The 15407-nt window shown below is 72.8% G+C and carries 16 protein-coding genes; 8 read left to right on the top strand and 8 right to left on the bottom strand.

What is annotated here, in order from left to right:
* The first annotated feature begins 44 nt into the window (after window positions 1-44).
* The 3 genes from ACERMF_RS09285 to ACERMF_RS09275 all read left to right on the top strand — a co-directional run bounded on the left by ACERMF_RS09285 (window position 45) and on the right by ACERMF_RS09275 (window position 2830).
* Window positions 45-1712, top strand: a complete 1668-nt coding sequence (locus ACERMF_RS09285) for an ABC transporter permease (protein WP_373668779.1) — start codon at window positions 45-47, stop codon at window positions 1710-1712.
* Window positions 1713-2099 (top strand): hypothetical protein, encoded by a 387-nt coding sequence (locus tag ACERMF_RS09280; protein WP_373668778.1) that lies wholly within the window; start codon window positions 1713-1715, stop codon window positions 2097-2099.
* A gap of 98 nt (window positions 2100-2197) precedes the next feature.
* Window positions 2198-2830, top strand: a complete 633-nt coding sequence (locus ACERMF_RS09275; RefSeq protein WP_373668777.1) for a DUF1775 domain-containing protein — start codon at window positions 2198-2200, stop codon at window positions 2828-2830.
* Window positions 2831-2840: 10 nt separating this feature from the next.
* On the opposite strand, the gene ACERMF_RS09270 is transcribed toward ACERMF_RS09275, so the two are convergent.
* Window positions 2841-3938: an ABC transporter ATP-binding protein gene (locus ACERMF_RS09270; protein ID WP_373668776.1), complete on the bottom strand. Its 1098-nt coding sequence runs from the start codon at window positions 3936-3938 to the stop codon at window positions 2841-2843.
* A 149-nt stretch (window positions 3939-4087) separates the two neighbouring features.
* Between ACERMF_RS09270 and ACERMF_RS09265 the strand changes: the two genes are divergently transcribed.
* From ACERMF_RS09265 to ACERMF_RS09250, 4 genes are all read left to right on the top strand, one after another.
* Entirely contained in the window at window positions 4088-4426 is a 339-nt protein-coding gene (locus ACERMF_RS09265; protein ID WP_373668775.1) for a co-chaperone GroES, read from the top strand.
* A gap of 52 nt (window positions 4427-4478) precedes the next feature.
* Window positions 4479-5597: a histidinol-phosphate transaminase gene (locus tag ACERMF_RS09260; RefSeq protein WP_373668774.1), complete on the top strand. Its 1119-nt coding sequence runs from the start codon at window positions 4479-4481 to the stop codon at window positions 5595-5597.
* A gap of 2 nt (window positions 5598-5599) precedes the next feature.
* Entirely contained in the window at window positions 5600-6199 is a 600-nt protein-coding gene (locus ACERMF_RS09255; protein ID WP_373668773.1) for a TlpA family protein disulfide reductase, read from the top strand.
* A gap of 65 nt (window positions 6200-6264) precedes the next feature.
* Entirely contained in the window at window positions 6265-7020 is a 756-nt protein-coding gene (locus ACERMF_RS09250) for an alpha/beta fold hydrolase (RefSeq protein ID WP_373668772.1), read from the top strand.
* Window position 7021: 1 nt separating this feature from the next.
* On the opposite strand, the gene ACERMF_RS09245 is transcribed toward ACERMF_RS09250, so the two are convergent.
* Together ACERMF_RS09245 and ACERMF_RS09240 are read right to left on the bottom strand one after the other, a co-directional pair.
* Window positions 7022-7924 (bottom strand): hydroxymethylglutaryl-CoA lyase, encoded by a 903-nt coding sequence (locus tag ACERMF_RS09245; protein ID WP_373668826.1) that lies wholly within the window; start codon window positions 7922-7924, stop codon window positions 7022-7024.
* A gap of 27 nt (window positions 7925-7951) precedes the next feature.
* Entirely contained in the window at window positions 7952-9934 is a 1983-nt protein-coding gene (locus ACERMF_RS09240; RefSeq protein WP_373668771.1) for a biotin carboxylase N-terminal domain-containing protein, read from the bottom strand.
* Window positions 9935-10132: 198 nt separating this feature from the next.
* On the opposite strand from ACERMF_RS09240, the gene ACERMF_RS09235 reads away from it, so the two are divergent.
* Entirely contained in the window at window positions 10133-10774 is a 642-nt protein-coding gene (locus ACERMF_RS09235; RefSeq protein WP_373668770.1) for a Gmad2 immunoglobulin-like domain-containing protein, read from the top strand.
* A 208-nt stretch (window positions 10775-10982) separates the two neighbouring features.
* On the opposite strand, the gene ACERMF_RS09230 is transcribed toward ACERMF_RS09235, so the two are convergent.
* The 5 genes from ACERMF_RS09230 to ACERMF_RS09210 all read right to left on the bottom strand — a co-directional run bounded on the left by ACERMF_RS09230 (window position 10983) and on the right by ACERMF_RS09210 (window position 15265).
* Complete coding sequence (locus ACERMF_RS09230; RefSeq protein WP_373668769.1) at window positions 10983-11771, bottom strand: enoyl-CoA hydratase-related protein; 789 nt, start codon at window positions 11769-11771, stop codon at window positions 10983-10985.
* Between the two features lie 109 nt (window positions 11772-11880).
* Window positions 11881-13488: a carboxyl transferase domain-containing protein gene (locus ACERMF_RS09225; protein ID WP_373668768.1), complete on the bottom strand. Its 1608-nt coding sequence runs from the start codon at window positions 13486-13488 to the stop codon at window positions 11881-11883.
* Complete coding sequence (locus ACERMF_RS09220) at window positions 13488-13943, bottom strand: GatB/YqeY domain-containing protein (RefSeq protein ID WP_373668767.1); 456 nt, start codon at window positions 13941-13943, stop codon at window positions 13488-13490. The genes ACERMF_RS09225 and ACERMF_RS09220 overlap by 1 nt, the downstream gene beginning before the upstream one ends.
* A 199-nt stretch (window positions 13944-14142) precedes the next feature.
* Complete coding sequence (locus ACERMF_RS09215; protein WP_373668766.1) at window positions 14143-14712, bottom strand: hypothetical protein; 570 nt, start codon at window positions 14710-14712, stop codon at window positions 14143-14145.
* 217 nt (window positions 14713-14929) lie between these two features.
* On the bottom strand, window positions 14930-15265 hold the full coding sequence (locus ACERMF_RS09210) for a hypothetical protein (RefSeq protein WP_373668765.1): 336 nt from the start codon (window positions 15263-15265) through the stop codon (window positions 14930-14932).
* Window positions 15266-15407: the final 142 nt, after the last annotated feature.

The raw sequence follows: 15407 nt of genomic DNA, 5'->3' as shown, positions 1-15407 counted from the left end.
CCGCGGCCATGGGCCGCGGACGGGGCGCGCTACCGTCGCCGACGATGAACCGCGACCTCACCGGCGTACGTCCCGACCCCGTCGGTGACCACCGCCCCCCGCCCACCCCGACCGCTCCCACGCGGCACGGGCGTGGGAAGCGTCCCGCCTCACCGACGCATCCGGCGATCTGGATCCCGGCGCTGGTCGTCGCCGCGGCCATGCTCGTCCCCGCCGTCTTCCTGGTGGTACAGGCGTCGGAGTTGCCGGCGGCGCGTCTCCTCGCCCTGGTGACCTCAGCCGAGACGGTCCGGCTGACCGGCCGCACGCTGCTGTTGGCGGGCAGCGTCACGTCGGCCAGCCTGTTGCTGGGGGTCCCGCTGGCATGGCTGACGGTGCGCTCCGATCTGCCGGCCCGGCGCTTCTTCGCCGTCGCCACGGCGCTGCCCCTGGTCATCCCGACCTACGTCGGCGGCTACGCACTGGTCGCGGCCCTCGCACCGGGCGGTCTGCTCCAGAACTGGTTCAGGGTCCGACCACCTTCGCCCTACGGTTTCTGGGGTGCCTTCACCGCGCTGACGCTGTTCACGTTTCCCTACGTGCTGCTGACCGTCCAGGCCTCACTGCGGGGCCTCGATCCGGCGCTGGAGGAGGCCAGCAGGTCGCTCGGCCGTGGGCCGCTGCAGACCTTCTTCCGGGTGACGCTGCCGCAGTTGCGCCCCTCCGCCGCCGCGGGCGGACTGCTCGTGACGCTGTACGTCCTCAGCGACTTCGGCGCCGTGTCCATGCTGCGCTACTCGACCTTCACCCGGGCGGTCTACCTGCAGTACCGGGCCGCCTTCGACCGCGCGCCCGCCGCGATGCTGGGGCTGCTCCTCGTCGCCATGACGGTCGTGTTCCTGGTGCTGGAAGCGCGCGTCGCCCGCGACCGGGGCGGTCAGTTCGGGGTGCGGGGGAGTGGGCGGGCACCGTCGCGGGTCCGACTCGGGCGCTGGCGCTGGCCCGCAGCCGCGCTCTGCGGCGCGGTGGTCATCGCGGGGCTCGTGCTGCCCGTGTCGGTGATCCTGTACTGGTTGGCCCGCGGTCTGCGGGCCGGTGAGCCGCTCGCCGCCGTGGTCGGCCCCGCGGGACGCAGCCTGCTGGCTGCGGCACTGGGTGCCTCCGCAGCGGTCGTGTGCGCGGTCCCGGTGGCCGTGTGGTCCACCCGCAGCCGTTCGCGCCTCGCCCGCCTCGTCGAGCGGGCGGCCTTCACCGGTTACGCGCTCCCCGGCATCGTGGTCGCGCTCGCACTGGTCTACGTCGGCATCCGCACCGTTCCGGGGCTCTACCAGACCCTGGCCATGCTTGGTTTCGCCTACGTCGTGCTGTTCCTGCCGCAGGCGGTCGGCGCGATCCGCGCATCGCTGCTCCAGGTCAACGCCAACGTCGAGGACGCGGCCCGCACGCTCGGTTCGTCCCGGCTCGCGGCGCTGCGTCGGGTCACCCTGCCCCTGGCCCGGCGGGGGGCGCTGGCCGGCGGCGCCCTGGTGTTCCTGACCGCGCTGAAGGAGCTTCCCGCCACCCTGCTGTTGGCGCCGACGGGCTACGACACGCTGGCGACACGGGTGTGGTCGGCGACGACCGAGGCGTTCTTCGCGCGGGCGTCGCTTCCCGCGCTGGTGCTCGTCCTGCTGGGCTCGGTGCCGCTGGCCGTCCTGATGATTCGCGAACGGCGGGAGCGCGACCAGGCTTGAATGGGTCCTTGGAGCGGCTCCGCTGCTCGAGGAGGGTCCGACATCGACTGGCCATCACTGCTGCTGTTGACCCTCGCCGGAACCGCCGTCGTCGCGCCGCTGCTCGCGTTCGCTTCGGCCGTGCGGCCGACGCGGGCGACGCGGTGGGCAACGCGCCTGTGCGCCGCCATGATGGTGGCGGCCGTGGTGCTGGTCGTCCTGCTCGTCTGGGACGCGGGCAACGTCGAACGCAACGAGTACGGCGAGGGCGGTGACGACTCGGGGGTGCGGCTGTTCATGGGGGCCGGCGTGGTCACGGTCGGTCTCTGGAACTTCGTCGGCTGGTCCGTGGCCAGCGCGCGTGCACGACGAGGAAGCCGTGGCCCGGCCGGGAGCACGTCGCGGTAGGGCTTTCGGCCCGCCGGATCAGGGTCGCGGGACTCGTTGCAGCGGCCCGGCGAGTCGTCACGATCCTCGCACCGATGTTCCGACCAAGGTGCTTCCCCGTGCGCAGGCTCACCCTCACCACCTCGACGACCTTCGCCCTGCTCATGCTGTGGGCGGGGCCGGCCGCTGCGCACGCCGGGCTGATGCCCGGCGACCTCGTGCCGGGCACCGCCAGCGACAGCGAGGTCGTCATCGTGCACGGGTGCGGACCGGGGGGCACGATCCCGGCCAACGACGACGAGACCTATCCGACGACCTCGGTGACCCTGTCACCTCCCGACGGACTCACGGTCGTGCCACGCGAGGTCGAGGGCTGGACGCTGACCACCGAGACCGACAGCGCCGGCGAGGTCCAGCACGCGCGCTGGCAGTTCGACGACCCGGCCGGGACGCTCGAGGCCATCTTCCTCGGCGTCGAGGTGACCCCGGACGCCGACCTCGATGGTGCCACCCTCTGGGTCCCGGTCACGCAGGAGTGCACCGACGGCGAGCGGCTGGACTGGATCGCCGAGACCGCGCACGAGTCCCACGGGCAGTTGCCGGCGATGCTGGTGAACGTGAGCTCGGCGGTCCTCGCTGCCAGCGAGGTACCGAGCACCGGGCTCTCGACCGGCGTCATCATCACCCTGGCGCTGGCGCTCGGCATCGTCGCCGGGGGTGGCGTGGCGATCGTCTCGGCCCGCCGGGGATGACCCCTGCGCGTCAGGCCGGGGCGAGCACGTCGGACGATGCCGTCGTCGTGTCGTCGAACACCACGACCGGACCATCGACGTGCACCTGGACACGGTCGCCGCGTCGGAGGTCGAGCGCCGGGCCGCGCCGTGCCCGGAGCACCAGGCCGTCGGCGAGCTGGACCTGCACCAGTTGGTCGTGCCCGAAGTAGGAGATGGCGGTGACCACCGCCCGGCCCTGCGCGTCGTGCACCAGGCGGAGCGACTCGGGTCGCACGACGACCGAACACTGGTGTCCCTCGACCGGCGAGGAGGTCGCCAGACGGCCGAGCGAGGTGTCGACGACGAAGCGGTCGACCCGCCGGCCGGTCAGGATGTCGGCCTCGCCGACGAACTCGGCGACGAAGCGTGTTGCCGGCTGCGTGTACAGCGTCTGCGGATCGGCCACCTGGTGCACGCGCCCCTGGTCCATCACCACGACGCGGTCGGCCAGCGACAGGGCCTCCTCCTGGTCATGGGTGACGAACAGGGCCGTCGCACCTGCCGCCTGCAGGATCGTCCGCACGTCCTCGCGCACCACGGTGCGCAACGCCGCGTCGAGGTTGGAGAACGGCTCGTCGAGCAGGATCAGTTCCGGCTCGGGCGCCAGGGCGCGGGCGAGGGCGACGCGCTGCTGCTGGCCGCCGGAGAGGGCGACCGGCAGGCGGCTGCCGAAGGCGCCGAGCCCCACGAGGTCGAGCACCTCGGCGACGCGCCGGCGACGTTGTGCGCGCGCCACACCCGTCAGCCCGTAGGCGACGTTCTTCGCCACGCTCAGGTGGGGGAACAGCGCGTAGTCCTGGAACACCATGCCGATGCGGCGCTGTTCGGGCGGGACGTGCACGCCCGGGCCCGACACGATCCGGCCGTCGATCGAGATCGTGCCGCGGTCGGGACTGAGCAGGCCCGCGACGGACCGCAGGGCGGTCGTCTTGCCGCAGCCGGAGGGACCGAGCAGGGCGGTCAGACTGCCCTGTGGGACCACCAGGTCCATGTGCTCGACGGCCACCGTGCCCCCGAAGCGCTTGTGCAGGCCGGCGACGACCAACGCCGATGCGGCGTCGGCCGTCGGCGGGCGGTTCGACTCCACGGGACCTCGCGCTGCTCGGGCAGGAGGTGAGGCTACCCTTCGAAAGCTTCCACCGTCGAGCCGGGACGCCAGCCGGACCGGGATGCCGGCGGCTGCGGTTCGAGCCCGGGTGATCGTGGGCGCGTCGGGGCCGGCGGTAGGCTCGTCGCATGAGCGCATCCGAACCCGTCACCGAACTCCGCCGCAGCGTCGCCGTGCTCGGCGACCGCGTCCTCGTGTCGCCGCCCGACGATCGCGAGCGCCGCACCAAGGCGGGCATCCTCATCCCCGCGACCGCCAAGTCGGTCGACCGCAAGGGCATCTGGGGCGAGGCGATCGGTGTCGGCCCGCACGTGCGCTCGGTGTCCACCGGCGACGAGGTGCTCTACCTGCCCGAGGACGCCATCGAGGTCGACGTGCAGGGCGACGCGTACCTGATCGTGCGCGAGCGTGACATCCACGCCGTCGGCTCGACGCGACGCGACGGCGCCACCGGGCTGTACCTGTAGCCGCCTCGACTACCCTCGTGCACCGGTTGCCCGACGGGCTTCGGGAGGGTGTATGAGCACGGAATCCGGCGGGGTGGCATCGGCGGCGGCCGTCGGTCCACCGCCTGGCATGAAGGTCCGGCTGTCGTCGAACGAGTCGCCGTTCGGTCCGTCCCCGGCTGCCGTGGCGGCGGCCAACGCGGCCATCGCCGAGGCGCATCTGTATCCCGACGATCAGGCATCCGCGTTGCGCGCCGCGATCGCCCAGCACGACGGCCTGCCGGTCGAGCAGGTCGCGGTGGGGACCGGCTCCGCCGCCCTGCTGATGGATGCGATCCAGCACGAGTGCGCCGCTGCCCGCGAAGCCCGAGGCGACCCCGGTGAGGTCGTCAGCTTCGCCCGCGGATTCGTGGTCTACCGCCTGGGCGCCCGCAACGCCGGAGCCCGCTACGTCGAGGTCGAGACCGACGGGCCGGCCACCCACGAACGCAACGGCTACGGGCGCGACGTCGAGCGGCTCCTGGCCGCCGTCACCGGGGACACCCGTGTCGTCGCCGTCGACAATCCCGGCAACCCCACCGGCGCGCACCTCACCGGCGACGAACTGCGGGCACTGGTCGAGGGCGTGCCCGAGCACGTCACGATCCTGCTCGACGAGGCCTATCACCACTTCGCCCGGGGCGAGCAGGACTACGCGACCGCTGCCGAACTCGGACTCGACCATCCCCGGCTGCTGGTGTTGCGCACCTTCTCCAAGGCGCACGCCCTGGCCGGCCTGCGCATCGGGCAGCTGACCGGTCCCGGCGCACTCGTCGCCTCGATCGACGCGTGGCGCTCGCGCTTCAACGTCGCGGCGGCCGCCCAGGCGGCCGCGATCGCGAGCCTCGACGACCTCGACCACCTGCGTCGCACCGTCGACGGAACGCGCGAGGGTCGCACCCGGATGGCGGCCGAGCTGCGCGAACTCGGCATCCCCTTCACCGACGGTCTCGGCAACTTCCTGACCATCGAACTCGGGACGGCCGCCGACCCGGTCGTGGCCGCCTATGCCGACCGGGGCGTCGGGGTGCGTCCGCTGGCGCCCTACGGCATGGCCGAGCAGATCCGGGTCAGCGTCGGCACCCCCGACGAGATCGACTTGTTCCTCGCGGCATCCCGGGAGGTCCTCGCCGACGTCCCCGCCCGCGCCTGAGCATGCGGACCCGCGTCGTCGTGCCGATCGCCGCCGTCCTGGTGATGGTCGGCGTCGCGGTCTACGCGATCACCACCTTCGACGGCGGTGACGAGGTGGTCGACTTCGGCGTGCCGCCGCCACAGGCCGGCGCCGCGCTGCCGGGGGACGCGGGCCTCGACATCGACGACGTCGATGTCGCCGAGGAACTTCCTCCACGCGACGTCGTCTTCGAGGAGGCCGACTGGCAACAGGTCGCCGGCTGGATCGCCCGGGAGAACGCCGACGGGCGTGCGGTCGTCGTCAACCTGTGGGCGAGCTGGTGTGGCCCCTGCGAACGCGAGATCCCGTTGTTGAACCAGGCGGCCGCGGACCACCCCGACGTGGCCTTCCTCGGCGTCGCCAGTCACGATGCCTACGAGGACGCGCGGGAGGGCCATGCCCAGTTCGGGATCGAGTTCCCCGCCGTCCGTGACGCCGACTGGGACCAGATCGCGTTCCAGCTCGGTGCACGCGGCCTGCCGACCACCGTCACGTTCGACACCGACGGACGCATGGTCGGCCGCGTGCTCTCCGAACTCACACCGACCAATCTCGCGGAACTGCTCGGCACCGTGCAGTGACCAGTGCCGCCGATCCGCGCCCGTCCGTGCGGCCGCGGGATCTCGCGGCCCCTGACGGCACGAGGTTGGCCCTGTTCGAACTCGGCCCGTCGGCTGCATCCCCGGTCGTCGTCGCCCACGGGGCCGGCTCGTCTGCGCGTTTCGTCATCGCCGCGTTCGCCGGCCCGGTGCTCGCACGAGGGCGTCGCCTGGTCACCTTCGACCAGCGTGGGCACGGCGCGTCCGGCCCGGTCCGCGCTCCGGCGGGTCACGCACTGGAGCGGTACGCGGCCGACCTCGAGGCCGTCGTTGCGGAGGTCGGCGGCGACGCATGGGTCGTCGGGGTCTCGCTGGGTGGACATGCGGCCGTGCGTGCTGCCGCGTCCGAGCGGCTCGAGGCGACCGCCGTCGTGGCGTGTCTGCCGGCGTGGACCGGCGCCGCCGTGCCGGGGGAGGGACCGCACGCGGCGATCGCGGCCGAAGTGCGTGCCCTCGGTCTGCCGGACCTGCTCACCCGGTTGACGGCGGACACCGCCATGCCAGGATGGCTGCGCGATACCCTGCTCACCGACTACCGCCGACACGATCCGGACAGCCTGATTGCCGCCCTGCTCGCCCTGGACGGCGGCGAGGCGCCCACCCTCGACGAACTGGCGCGCCTCCCGGTGCCGTTCGCCGCCGTCGGCTGGCCCGACGACCCCGGCCACCCGCTGTCCGTGGCGCGTGCCTGGGCCGACGCGGCCGACGGGCCGCTGCGCATGCTGCACCTGCACGACCTCGACGCCGGCCTCGAGCGGCTCGGCGAGGCGGCGCTGGCGGCGGCCGCGCAGGCAACCGAGTGAGTCAGCGGCGCCGCTTCGCGAGCATCGCCTCGGCGACCCGCGAGACCGGGGCGCGGCCCAACTGCTCGGCCATCCACGCGGTCGTGTCGACCAGTGCCTCGAGGTCGACACCGGTGTCGACCCCCGAGCCGTGCAGCGCATAGACCAGGTCCTCGGTGGCGAGGTTTCCCTTCGCGCCCGGGGCATAGGGGCAGCCGCCCAGCCCGCCGGCCGAGCTGTCCGCGATCGTGACCCCGGCCTCGAAGGCGGCCAACGTATTGGCCAGCCCCTGCCCGTAGGTGTCGTGCATGTGGACGGCCAGGCGCTCGACGGGTGCCTCCGCCGTGACCGCCGCGAGCAGGTCCTGGACGTAGCCCGGCGTACCAACGCCGATGGTGTCGCCGAGCGAGATCTCGTCACAGCCGAGCTCGAGCATGGCGACGGTCATGCGCACCACGTCCCGCACCGGTACGTCGCCCTGGTAGGGACAGCCGCACACCGTCGAGACGTAGCCCCGCACGCGCAGACCGGCCTGTCGCGCCTGTGCGACGACGGGGCGGAACATCGCCAGCGACTCGTCGATCGTGCGATTGAGGTTCTTCGCGCTGAACGCCTCCGAGGCGGCACCGAAGACGGCGACCTCGGCGACACCCGACGCCAGCGCGCGCTCGAGCCCGCGCTCGTTGGGGACCAAGACCGGGTAGCGAACGCCGTCGACCGGGTCGATCCCGGCGAGCACCTCCGCCGCGTCGGCCAGCTGCGGCACCCACGTCGGGTGCACGAACGAGGTGGCTTCGACCACCGGCAGGCCGGTGCGGGCCAGCCGGTCGATGAACGCGACCTTCACCTCGGTCGGAACGGTGCCGGGCTCGTTCTGCAGTCCGTCACGCGGGCCGACTTCGACGATCGTGACCTGTTGGGGCAGTTGCACGGACCGCTCCTTCAGACGGGGTCAGGCCGGTTCGAACGCCAGCAGCGGCGCGCCGGCCTCGACGGACTGTCCCACCTTCACGTGCAGTGTCGTGACGGTGCCGTCCGCCGGAGCGACGACAGGGTGCTCCATCTTCATGGCCTCGACCACGACCAGTGTGGCGCCGGCCGTCACGGTCTGCCCCGCTTCGACCGGCACGGCGATCACCGACCCCGGCATGGGCGAGGCGAACGCGGCCCCGCCGGCGAGCTCGGCCGGATCGGCGTGGCGCGTCGCCGGCGTCACCGTCAGCCGCCTGGTCGTGCCGGCCACGCTGACCCAGACGTCCGTGCGTGCGTCGGTCTCGTGCACGGTCACGACCGGGTCGTCGTCACGGTCGTCGTCACGGTCGTCGTGAGCGGCGAGGTCGCGGCCGTCCGCGTCGGTGACCCGGATGCCGTCGGCGCCCTCGGTCATCCGCACCACGGTGGCCATGTCGGTGCGGTCGTCGACGAGCGTCACGGGCCAGCCGCCGGCGCCGCCGAGCCGGACGGGGCCGAGCGTGTCCCACGGCCGGTGCGGGTCGCCCGCGGGTGCGGGGCGCCGCCTGGCAGCCAGCGCTCGCGCGGCCGCGGTCAGCGCGGCCGGCGGGGTCGGCGCGGGCGCCCAGTCGCCGAGGTGCTCGTCGAGGAACGCCGTGGTCAGGTCGCCGGCGAAGAACGCGTCGTGTCGTGCGATGGCCGCGAGGAGTTCGAGGTTGGTGGTGACGCCGTGGACGACCGTGTCCTCGAGGAGCGCGACGAGCCGTCGGCAGGCCGTGGCACGGTCGGGACCGTGCACGACGAGCTTGCCGAGCATCGGGTCGTACCAGGGGCCGACCACGCTGCCCTCGGCCACCCCGAGGTCGGCACGGACACCGTCGCCGTCGGGAACCCGCAGCCGCAGCACCGGTCCGGTCTGGGGCAGCTGTCGGACCGGATCCTCGGCGTAGAGACGCACCTCGATGGCGTGTCCGTCGGGGCGCACGGCGTCCTGCTCGATCTCCAGGCGCTCGCCGGCGGCCACCCGCAGCTGCAGTTCGACGAGGTCGAGCCCGGTGACGAGTTCGGTGACCGGGTGCTCGACCTGCAGACGGGTGTTCATCTCGAGGAAGAAGAATTCCGGCTCGTCCTGGTCGAGCGTGTCACCGGCGACCAGGAACTCCACCGTGCCGGCGCCTTCGTAGGCCACCGACCGGGCGGCCGCGACGGCCGCCGAACCCATGCGTTCGCGCAGTTCGTCGTCGAGTGCGGGGGAGGGGGCCTCTTCGACCACCTTCTGGTGCCGACGCTGGATCGAGCACTCGCGTTCGAGCAGGTGGACCACGTGCCCGTGCGCGTCACCGAAGACCTGGATCTCGACGTGCCGCGGGCGGGCGACGAGCCGTTCGAGGATCACCCGGTCGTCGCCGAACGCCGCCTTCGCCTCGCGCCGGGCGGCTGCCAGCGCGTCCGGGAGTTCTGCGGGCTCGTACACCGCCCGCATGCCCTTGCCGCCGCCCCCCGCGACTGCCTTCACGAGCAACGGGAAGCCGACCTGTCCGCTCGCGGCGACCAGGGCGTCGTCATCGAGCGAGGCGTCGTGGATGCCCGGCACGACCGGGACACCAGCCGCCTCGAGGTGCTGCTTGGCCGCGGCCTTGTCACCCATCAGGCGCAGCACCTGCGGTGAAGGACCGACGAACACCAGTCCCGCGGCGACGACCTCCTCGGCGAAGGCGGCGTTCTCCGACAGGAAGCCGTAGCCGGGGTGCACCGCGTCGGCCCCGGAGTTGCGCGCCGCCGCCACCACGGCCTCGATGTCGAGGTAGGACGTCGCCGCCGGGGGGGGTCCGATCGTCACCGCCCGGTCGGCCTCGCGCACGTGGGGCTCGTCGGCGTCGGCATCGCTGTGGACGGCGACCGTCTCGATGCCCATGGCGCGGCAGGTGCGGATCACCCGGCGGGCGATCTCGCCGCGGTTGGCCACCAGGACCCGGCGCAGCATCGTGTTCTCCCGTGTCGTGGGACCGCCTGTGTGGGCGCGGACGGTAGCAGCGGCCGACCGGGTGCCCGGTTGCGGCGGGGTTCCCGGCCGCCCGTGATGCCGTGCTGTCCGCGCACGGCGTTCCCGTCGGTACATCGCCGTGCTGGGTTCTGGTTCCATGCGGTCGACGAGAGCTCCGCCGCCTCCGAGGAGATTCGTGTGCGTCGTCCTGTCCTGCGCTCTGCCCTGTTCGCACTGGCCCTCACCCTCGCTGCCTGTGGCGACGCCGGCTCCGAACCCAGCCTGACGGACCCGACCGAGCCTGCCGACGAGCAGACCGAGGAGCCCGAACCCGAGCCCACCGAGGACGCGACCGAGGACCCCGAGCCCGAGCCGACCGAGGACGACGTCGTCACCGACGAGGGCGACGACGACCAGGCGGCCGAAGACCCCGACGACGGCGACGACCCGCAGACCGGCGCCGACGAGCCGACCGCGGACGAGGCGGCCATCGCCGACCCGTGCGCCGACCACCAAGGGCGCGAGGGCGAGGCCTTCCTCGAGGTGGTCGCGCCGGTGGACGAGCAGCGGATCGACGACCTCGACGCGGTCGAGCTGGTCGGCTGCTCCAACGTCTACGAGGCCACCGTGCAGTGGGAGCTCTACGACGGGGATGGCCGCCTGCTCGACGAGGGCTTCCTCACCGCCGAGTGCGGCAGCGGGTGTGTCGGCGAGTTCCGCGAGGACCTCGACCTGAGCGCCGCCGGCGGCGAGCCGTTTGCCGAATTGCACGTGTTCTCGGAGAACGCCGGCGACGGTTCGCAGGACTACCTCACCGCCATCCCCCTCGTCCCCTCCTAGCCCGCCGCTCACACCGAAACGAACGCCGGCCACCGCCCACGTTCGTGTCGGGAGCCGATTGTGGGGGCGCGGCCGGGTTGCCCGGCGCCGGTCGCCGCCCGCTTTCGTGTCGGGAGCCGATTGTGGGGGCGCGGCCGGGTTGCCCGGCGCCGGTCGCCGCCCGCTTTCGTGTCGGGAGCCGAACGTGGGGGAGTGGGCGAGGCGGTGGTCAGGTGGTGGGGATCCAGGCGGCGGGGCGCTTGTCGAAGAAGGCGCCCATGCCTTCCTGGCCCTCCGCCGAGACGCGCAGCCGGGCGATGAGCTCGAGGCGCAGCTCGCGCGACTCGTCGCGGCCGAGCCGGTCGATCTGCCGGATCAGCTGCTTGGTCTCGCGCTGGGCGCCGGGTCCGGCCGCCAGCAACTCGGACACGATCCGCCCGCAGGTCGTGTCGAGGTCGTCCGCCTCGCACACCTCGCTGACCAGGCCGAGGGTGAGGGCCCGGTCGGCGTCGAAGCGTTCACCGGTGAGGAAGTAGCGCCGAGCCTGGCTGGTGCCGATCCGCGGCTGGACGTACGCCGAGATCATGGCGGGCGCGATGCCCAGCCGCACCTCGGTGAAGCCGAAGAGGCTGCCGCGGACGGCGACGGCGAGGTCGACACAGCCGAGGAGGCCGGCGGCACCGCCGAGCGCGTGGCCGTTGACGCGGGCGACGACCGGCGCCGGGAAGTCGTCGACGGCGCGCAGCATCGCCTCGAAACGTCGCGAGTCGGCCACGTTCTCCTCGAACGTGTAGTCACGCATCGACGCCATCCAGTTGAGGTCGGCCCCCGCGGAGAACACCGGGCCTGCCCCGGTGAGGACCAGCACGCGGACCTCCGGGTCGGCGGCCAGCTCGTCGACGCTTTCACCGATCGCCTGCATCAACGCGCCGTTGAAGGCATTTCGCACGTCGGGGCGGTTGAGCGTCAGCGTCACGACGCCGCGGTCGTCACGGTCGATCAGCAGGGCATCGGTCACGACGGCGGTCTCCGTAGAAGTTTCGGGGGTCGCCGACGCTAGCGCGGCCGCCTCCGCGCACCGCCACCGCCGCGGCGGACGCCTCCGACCACCGCCAGCGCCCGCGGGATCACATCCGGAACACGCCGTAGCTCGGGGGCTCGATCGGTGCGTTCAGGGCGGCGGACAGCCCCAGGCCGAGCACGTCACGCGTCTGGGCCGGGTCGATGATCCCGTCGTCCCACAGGCGCGCCGTCGCGTAGTAGGGGTGCCCCTGGGTCTCGTACTGGTCGCGGATCGGCGCCTTGAACGCTTCCTCGTCGTCCGCCGACCAGTCCTCGCCGCGTGCCTCGAGGCCGTCGCGGCGGACCGTGGCCAGGACGTTGGCGGCCTGCTCGCCGCCCATCACCGAGATGCGCGCGTTCGGCCACATCCACAGGAACCGCGGCGAGTAGGCCCGCCCGCACATGGCGTAGTTGCCGGCCCCGAACGAGCCGCCGATGACCACCGTCAGCTTCGGCACCGTCGAGCAGGCCACGGCGGTGACCATCTTGGCGCCGTCCTTGGCGATGCCGCCGGCCTCGTACTCGCGGCCGACCATGAAGCCGGTGATGTTCTGCAGGAACACCAGCGGGACGCCGCGCTGGTTGCAGAGCTCGATGAAGTGGGCGCCCTTGAGCGCTGACTCGCGGAACAGGATGCCGTTGTTGGCGACGATGCCGACCGGGTAGCCGTGCACGTGGGCGAAGCCGCACACCAGCGTGTCGCCGTACAGCGCCTTGAATTCGTGAAACCGTGAGCCGTCCACGATCCGGGCGATCACCTCGCGCACGTCGTACGGCTGTCGCGAGTCGGTGGGCACGAGCCCGTAGAGCTCGGCCGGGTCGTGGGCGGGCGGCTCGGGCGGCTGCACCGCCACCGGGACGTGCTTGACACGGTTGAGGTTGGCCACGGCGTCACGGGCCAGCTGCAGCGCGTGCCGGTCGTCCACGGCGAGGTGGTCCACGACACCGGACGTGCGCGCGTGCAGGTCACCTCCGCCGAGGTCTTCGGCGGTGACGACCTCGCCGGTCGCCGCCTTCACCAGCGGTGGGCCGCCGAGGAAGATGGTGCCCTGGTCCTTGACGATGATGGTCTCGTCGCTCATCGCCGGCACGTAGGCGCCACCGGCGGTGCACGAGCCCATGACGACCGCGATCTGCGGCAGGCCGGCTCCCGACAGCGTGGCCTGGTTGTAGAAGATGCGGCCGAAGTGGTCGCGGTCGGGGAAGACCTCGTCCTGGCGGGGCAGGAAGGCGCCTCCCGAGTCCACGAGGTAGATGCACGGAAGGTGGTTCTGCTGGGCCACCTCCTGTGCGCGCAGGTGCTTCTTGACCGTGATGGGGTAGTAGGTGCCACCCTTGACGGTGGCGTCGTTGGCCAAGATCACGCACTCGGTGCCGCCGACGATGCCGATGCCGGTGATGATCCCCGCGCCCGGGGCCTCGTCGTCGTACATACCGGTGGCCGCGAGCGGTGAGAGCTCGAGGAAGGGCGTGCCGGGGTCGAGCAGGGCTTCGACCCGGTCGCGGGGGAGGAGCTTGCCGCGGGCGACGTGCCGCTCGCGGGAACGTCGGTTGCCGCCCAACGCTGCCGTCGCGAGCCGCTGCCGCAGGTCCTCGACGAGCGCGACGTGGTGGAGGCGGTTGGTGGCGAACCGGTCCGAGTCCGGGTCAACGGTGCTGGGCAGCGGCGGCATCAGGCGAGTCGCTGCTTGACCATGGCGGACACCCGCGCGCCGTCGGCACGCCCCTGCACCTTGGGCATCACCGCCTTCATGACCTGCCCCATCTGCTGGGGGCCGTCGGCGCCGAGCTCGGCGATCGTCTCGTCCACGATGCCGGCGAGCTCGGCGTCGTCGAGCTGCTGCGGCAGGTAGGCCTCGTAGACCGCCGCCTCGGCCTCCTCCTTCTCGGCCGATTCCGTGCGTCCGGCGTCCCGGAAGGCCGTCGCGGCCTCGCGCCGCCGTTTCAGCTCCGCGGCGACCACCTGCTGGACGATCTCGTCGTCGAGGCGGCCCTGCGGGCTCATGCCGTCGGCGACCGCCCGGTTCTTGAGCGCCGCCACCACCATCCGCAGCGCCGAGGTCCGCGGCTTGTCGCGGGCCTTCATGGCGTCGCGCAGATCGGTCTCGATCGTGTCGTGCAGGCTCACACGGGCTCTTTCGTGTGGTGGGGTCAGGGGCCGATCAGGCTAGCGCCGAGCCCAACCGGTCCGGCCGGCAAGACGACGCCGGCCCTCCCCCCGGGGGTGGGGGAGGGCCGGCGGGTGCACGCTCCGCGACCGCTGGAGAGCGGGAGCGGCTGTCCGTCGGGACCGCGGAGCGTGACGTGGATGCCAGATGGGCGGGAGGTCAGTCCTGGAGGGTCTCGACGGCGGCGTCGGCCACGGTCGCGCCGGAGCGGCGCAGCGAGGTGACGGCGGCCTTGACCTGGCTGGTGGCGTTGCCGGCCTGCTTGCGTCCGGCGGTGCGGCCGGCGACGACGGAGACGTCAGCGGTCTTGCGTACCGAGGTGACGGCCGCCTTGACCTGCGAGCGGGTGTTGCCGGTCTGGTCGAGGATGCGCTTGACGCGGGCGTCGCTGCGGACGTCCGCGGCGACCTTGCGGCCCTCGGCGGCCTTCTTGTCGAGCAGGCTGGTCAGCTGCCCCAGCAGTCCCTCGACGTCCTTGGCGACGCGGTCACGCAGGTCCTCGGCGCGGACCGACTCCAGCCGGGTCGGCAGTGCCCGCGCGAGCTCGACCACGTCGTGCGCGAGGCCAGCGGCGGCGTAGCCGGCGTCCTCGAGCACGACCTTGGGCTCACGAGCGGTGAGCACGGTCTTCTTCGGCGCCGCCTTGGTGGCGGAGCGCTTCGCGGTGGTCGTGGTGGTCTTCTTGCGCGCGGTCTTCTTCGCCGTCTTCTTGGCGGTGGTGGTGGCCATGCCGGCCCCTTTCGTGCTCGCGGAAGTTGCTGTCTTGCTTGCAACTGTACGCGTTGCTGCTAGCAAGTGCAAGCACATGCGGAAGTGGAGCAGGCATGGCTCGGCGCTGCCCGTCCCGGGCACGGCCCGCCGATGATCGGCGCGCCGCGCGGTTCGGACGGCGCCGGTCCAGCCCGCGCGCGCGTCGGACCGCGCCGCGGATCGGGGCGCCGCCAGGTCAGACCGCGGCGCGGGCACGCAGGTGCAGGTCGATCTCGGCGGCCAGGACCCGCAACACCGGGCCCAGCCGCAGGTCGAAGATCCGTTCGGCACCCAGCGCCAGCTCCTGCCACCACTCCGGCTGCTCGAGCCGCAGCCCGGCCGGAACCATCACGTCGACGTTGCGGCCGACCGGGCGACGCTCCGTCGCGACACCGGCGATGCGGTAACCGCCGCGCACGAGGTCGTCGACGGCGACCGGCAGCAGCTCGGGATGCCCGACCGTCACGGTCAGCACCGTGCCCCCCGGCACGCGCGGCAGACGCCCCGGCCAACTGCGGTCCGGTGCGCTCACACGCACCAGCACCGACCCGTCGGTCGGAGGGGATACGGGGGTCGAAGGCAGCACCGTCGGCCTCGTCGCAGGTGGAAGCGCGGACAGGCATCCTCGCACCCGGGCGCGCGGGAGTCACGCATCCACGACATGCTCCGGTCGC

It is taken from the genome of Egicoccus sp. AB-alg6-2 (genome assembly GCF_041821025.1).
In the GTDB taxonomy this organism is placed as follows: domain Bacteria; phylum Actinomycetota; class Nitriliruptoria; order Nitriliruptorales; family Nitriliruptoraceae; genus Egicoccus.
The sequence above is the reverse complement of the archived record's forward strand: the minus strand, read 5'-3'. Positions and strand labels throughout refer to the sequence as shown.

Coding starts and splice junctions, on each gene's coding strand:
- ACERMF_RS09285 (WP_373668779.1), top strand. CDS start 45: ATGAACCGCGACCTCACCGGCGTACGTCCCGACCCCGTCGGTGACCAC.
- ACERMF_RS09240 (WP_373668771.1), bottom strand. CDS start 9,934: ATGCTGCGCCGGGTCCTGGTGGCCAACCGCGGCGAGATCGCCCGCCGG.
- ACERMF_RS09265 (WP_373668775.1), top strand. CDS start 4,088: ATGAGCGCATCCGAACCCGTCACCGAACTCCGCCGCAGCGTCGCCGTG.
- ACERMF_RS09215 (WP_373668766.1), bottom strand. CDS start 14,712: ATGGCCACCACCACCGCCAAGAAGACGGCGAAGAAGACCGCGCGCAAG.
- ACERMF_RS09255 (WP_373668773.1), top strand. CDS start 5,600: ATGCGGACCCGCGTCGTCGTGCCGATCGCCGCCGTCCTGGTGATGGTC.
- ACERMF_RS09260 (WP_373668774.1), top strand. CDS start 4,479: ATGAGCACGGAATCCGGCGGGGTGGCATCGGCGGCGGCCGTCGGTCCA.
- ACERMF_RS09225 (WP_373668768.1), bottom strand. CDS start 13,488: ATGCCGCCGCTGCCCAGCACCGTTGACCCGGACTCGGACCGGTTCGCC.
- ACERMF_RS09280 (WP_373668778.1), top strand. CDS start 1,713: ATGGGTCCTTGGAGCGGCTCCGCTGCTCGAGGAGGGTCCGACATCGAC.